This is a genomic window from Pseudomonas sp. P4_C3, from assembly GCF_056402075.1.
Map to the genome: position 1 here is coordinate 1 of NZ_JBFUIC010000348.1, position 3,948 is coordinate 3,948.

A 3,948-nucleotide genomic window follows, 5' to 3' on the forward strand; every position below is an offset into this window, starting at 1 on the left:
TGCTGCCTCACTGATATCGGCACGAGAGTTTATTCCTATAGTTTTCTATCGCACTGCTGCGCAAGGCGCCGACCAACGGCAGCGTAACCCATCAGCGAACCCAACCTGGTTGCGAACAAGCATCTCAGCTGGCACTGGGTTAAGTGCTCGTATCTATAAACGTCCGTTCCGGGCCGATTCTATTGAAAAAGTCGGCCATGGTTTGCGCAGCAGAAAAGTATGCGTCCGAGATTGAAATCTTTACTTTCGACAGAGGCTTCCGGACTCGGATTTCACGTAGCAGTGTGCAAAAAAGGCGTTTTAACCAGTCAATGTGCAGGCTGTTTGGGCGAACCGACTTTTTCAACAGAATCGGCCGAAAGCTGCCGACCATCAAGGGCTGCTACCGACCTGGAGCAGTCGGCGAACAGAATAATGGCAAATTAGCGGCTATGCTTGGTCTGCTGTCGAAACTGATCAGGCAGTCCGGCAGGCTGCGCGGAAATGACCCGCAACGTGCCCTATGTCACCCGACTATTCTGCGTGAAGCATCCAGTTCAGGGGCGCAAATCCGCAACGACACTCGGGAAGACATGGAGCAAACCCTGCACCTGCAGGCGCAGGGTTTGGACTAGATCTGTCGGGATCACTCAGGATCGAATCGACTTTCGCTACGGTGCGGCTGGGCACTGCGAAAACGGGGATATGTTCACCCCAGACATGCAGGCCTTGGTCTGCACGCTCGCCAGAGGCTCAGAACGAGGCTGAGGAAATTGAAAGGAACAGAACATCTGGCAAAAGTGATTGCCGACGTTCAGTTCTACAATGGAGAGCGAGGAGAATCGTTACCTGAAACGACGATGTCAAACACAACAAATGAAAATGATTTCGTTTTATCGCCGAAATGTTAAGAGACTGCTTGCGAGAGTAAAAAATTTCACCATGAAATTAGCATCGCCAAATGCATTGCTTAGTGTCGAATAGTTGGTTGGCGTGACACTTAAGACGTATAGCTTCGGTAGCTATTGCTTGTTTCGGGAGCTTCGCTCACGAAAACCAGCGTGAATCCAGAGCAGAGAAAAAATTTGGCTAATGCTACGTGCGGTGTGTTCTCAGGTTCAGGTGTCGGCACAAAAGGTTGATTGGTTTCCGAATACCGCTTCTATTGGTCAATTTAGAAGGATTATGTTTGGAGATTGTGAAATGGATTTTTTCAGGAATAAAAGCACCGCAAAGCAAGCCATACCCACCCGTTCAAATAAGCCGCGCTCGACCAAATGGCACCGCATGTACTTTTTTCTTGCGGGATTCGACGTGCTGGTTGTTGTGCTGAGCGTGCTATTGAATCACCTGATCGTCGATACCTATCACCGCTCCATCACGGCAAACCAGTCGTGGGTCCAACAGCTGTCGAGCTATTCAACGCTGGGCAGCCTGGCTTCCAAAGTCAATGCGCCGGGCAATAATGTGTTCGATACACATGATGTTGAAGCCGAATCGCGGAACATGAATGAAGCCTTGCGTGCCTTCAGCGAGCATTTGGCAATGGCCAAAAAACAGTTGGAAGTACGGATCGCCAATGAGGCTGAACACAATGCAGATATACAAGCCTTTACCCTTGCATTGAAGGATGAGGTGGGTGCAATTGATGCCGCGATGGTCGAAATGGTGAACGAGGCCTTGCTGATCTTTTCCTACTTCAGGGAGGGGCAGTCGGATAATGCTGGCAAACGCATGGCAACGATGGACAGGAAGTTTGCCCTGTTGCTCGCCTCACTCAGTACCGTGCGGGATCGCGTTGGCCTGATTCAAAGCAAGCTCCTGGAGGAGGAGCTTGAGTCGGTCGAAGAACTGCGCCGGGTCGAATACGCGATCATGGTGTTCGTGCTACTGATGGTCAGTGCGGCCGTTATCTACGGGGGCAAGATCAGGCGCGAAATGGAGTCGCAAGCAGCCGAACGGGAAGGTTATCTGGCAGTGCTGCGCGAAAGCGAGAAGCAGGCCCGCCAGCAAGCATCGCTGCTGGACAAGGCCCAGGACGCCATTGTCGTTCACGGGATGGATAACCGCATCCTGTACTGGAACAAAAGTGCCGAGCGTCTCTACGGTCTGTCAAAGGAAGAGGCACTCGGCAAATCGGCACAGGAGTTGATCTACCAGGGTAGCGCCGCTTTCAATGCGGCCACTAACAGCCTGATAGAAACGGGTGACCGGGCGGACGAAGTTACACTTCGACGCCGGGATGGCTGCACCATCACGCTCGAAAGTCATCGAACCCTGGTGCGAGACGATGATGGCCAGCCGCAATCCGTTCTGTCGATCAATACTGACATCACCCACCGTAAGACCGCTGAGCAAGAGGTCCAGCGTTTGGCCTTCTACGATCAGTTGACCGGGCTGCCCAACAGGCGGCTCATGTTGGACCGGTTACAGCATCTGCTGGCGGGCAGCTCCCGTAGCCTGCATACGAACGCGATAATTCTCATTGACCTGGATAACTTCAAGGCACTGAACGACACGCTGGGGCATGACAGAGGCGACATGTTGCTGCAGCAAGTTGCTCTGCGCCTTTGCGGCTGCATACGCGAGAGCGACACCGTGGCTCGCCTGGGCGGAGACGAATTCGTCGTCCTGCTGGATGGCCTTAATGAGAATCCTCCAGAAGCAGCTATCCAGGCCAAGGCTATTGGCGAAAAGATTCTCAACTCTCTGAACATTTCCTACCAGTTGGATGGATATGAGCACCACAGCACCCCCAGCCTCGGCATCGCGCTGTTCCAGGGGCAGCTGAGCACAGTGGACGATATTATGAAGCGCGCTGACCTGGCGATGTATCGCGCCAAGGCGGCGGGCCGCAATACCATGCGCTTCTTCGATCCGGAAATGCAGGCGGTTGCCACGGCACGCGCCAGACTGGAAGTAGAGTTGCGCCAAGGCTTGCAGGACAACGAATTCCTTCTTCATTACCAGCCGCAGGTGAATAGTGAGGGCCGTATCATTGGCGCAGAGGCACTGATGAGATGGCAGAATCCTGAGCGCGGAGTCGTGTTTCCAGGCGAGTTCATTCCATTGGCAGAGGAAACGGGGTTGATTCTGCCGTTAGGCCGTTGGGCGCTGCAGGCAGCCTGCACTCAGCTGGTTGCCTGGGCAAAGCATTCGGAAACCGCCCGACTGGGTATGGCTGTGAATGTCAGCGCCCGCCAGTTTCACCATCCGGACTTCGTCGAGGAGGTACTGCAAGTACTGAGATACACGGGGGCCGATCCGAAGAAATTGAAACTGGAACTGACCGAAGGCCTGCTGATAGAGGATATGGAAGGTACTGTCGCCAAAATGATCGAGTTGAAAGAGATCGGCATAGGCCTTTCGCTGGATGATTTCGGAACCGGCTACTCGTCACTGTCATACCTGAAGAGCCTTCCGCTGGATCAACTCAAGATCGACCAGTCCTTCATCAGAGATGTGCTGGTTGATCCCAACGACGCCGCAATCGCCTGCGCGATTGTGAGCCTGAGCCAGATATTGGGGCTTTCGGTGATTGCAGAAGGTGTGGAGACAGAAGCTCAGCGCACCTTTCTGGTCAAGCATGGCTGCCAGACCTACCAGGGCTTCCTGTTTTCCCCGCCACTGCCAGCCGAACAATTTGAGGCGTATGTTCACGAAAGATTAATGGCGAGCACTGATTTCCCACGGACCAAGACTAAATCGCCATAACTTCGCAGGTGCCTGGGAACGTCCGCTTTCGGCTGTGGATTCAACCCAATGCGGACGATGAGAGGTCGACTCAAATGTGGCTCGCACCCGCAACTGCCGGAGGCGACCTGTCAAGCGGCACTCGCCTCATTAGCAGGATTCAAATAGCAGGCCATCTCCCGTTCGACAACGTCGATCTCATTTAGCCCCCAGTTTGTCAGGGGCGCGGAAGGTTTGCCGGTCGACGCAAAACTCGCCGCCAGCAGACGGGTCATC

2 protein-coding genes are annotated in these 3,948 nt (G+C 54.0%); both read left to right on the plus strand.

Annotation, left to right across the window (positions count from 1 at the left end; all coding sequences use genetic code 11):
- Window positions 1–182 precede the first annotated feature (182 nt).
- The gene (locus AC1DVH_RS27255; RefSeq protein ID WP_477756411.1) at window positions 183–614 is read left to right on the plus strand and encodes a hypothetical protein; all 432 of its coding nucleotides are present in this window, start codon (window positions 183–185) and stop codon (window positions 612–614) included.
- Window positions 615–1,182: 568 nt separating this feature from the next.
- Window positions 1,183–3,693: a putative bifunctional diguanylate cyclase/phosphodiesterase gene (locus tag AC1DVH_RS27260; RefSeq protein WP_477756412.1), complete on the plus strand. Its 2,511-nt coding sequence runs from the start codon at window positions 1,183–1,185 to the stop codon at window positions 3,691–3,693.
- Window positions 3,694–3,948 lie beyond the last annotated feature (255 nt).

Bases quoted from the DNA above. Each gene is read 5' to 3' on its own strand.
- AC1DVH_RS27260 (WP_477756412.1), top strand. From the start codon at position 1,183: ATGGATTTTTTCAGGAATAAAAGCACCGCAAAGCAAGCCATACCCACC.